This is a genomic window from Methylobacterium sp. J-078, from assembly GCF_022829285.1.
Lineage (GTDB): Bacteria > Pseudomonadota > Alphaproteobacteria > Rhizobiales > Beijerinckiaceae > Methylobacterium.
The window spans coordinates 1-301 of sequence record NZ_JAKSYI010000122.1; the positions used below are offsets into that span (position 1 = coordinate 1).

Below are 301 nucleotides of genomic sequence, written 5' to 3' on the forward strand. Positions count from 1 at the left end.
AGATAGTACAGCGCTTGACCAGAGGGTGCCATTTCTCGATCGCGCAGAAATCACCGATAAGCGCCCAAACGGCAGCTGTCGGTGCCTCCATGTCGTTGCTTCTAGTGACCGCCAGAGCGAACCCACAACAGTTCTTAGCGGCAAAAGCTGCGAGGAAACCAACCAGCCATGAAATCGTGCTCATTATGCTCGATCTGCTTTCACCTCGGCGTGCCGAAAGGCTTTGCGACGCACCGTGTTGTCCGCACTCGTCTCCGGAGTTGCACCCTAATCTTCCCTTGCCTCCCCGCTGTCTCGGGTC

General features: G+C 56.8%; 1 protein-coding gene. It reads right to left on the bottom strand.

What is annotated here, in order from left to right; translation table 11 throughout:
* A partial coding sequence (locus MKK58_RS22560) for an SRPBCC family protein (protein ID WP_243915032.1) occupies positions 1–184 on the bottom strand: 184 nt, incomplete at its 3' end.
* Positions 185–301 lie beyond the last annotated feature (117 nt).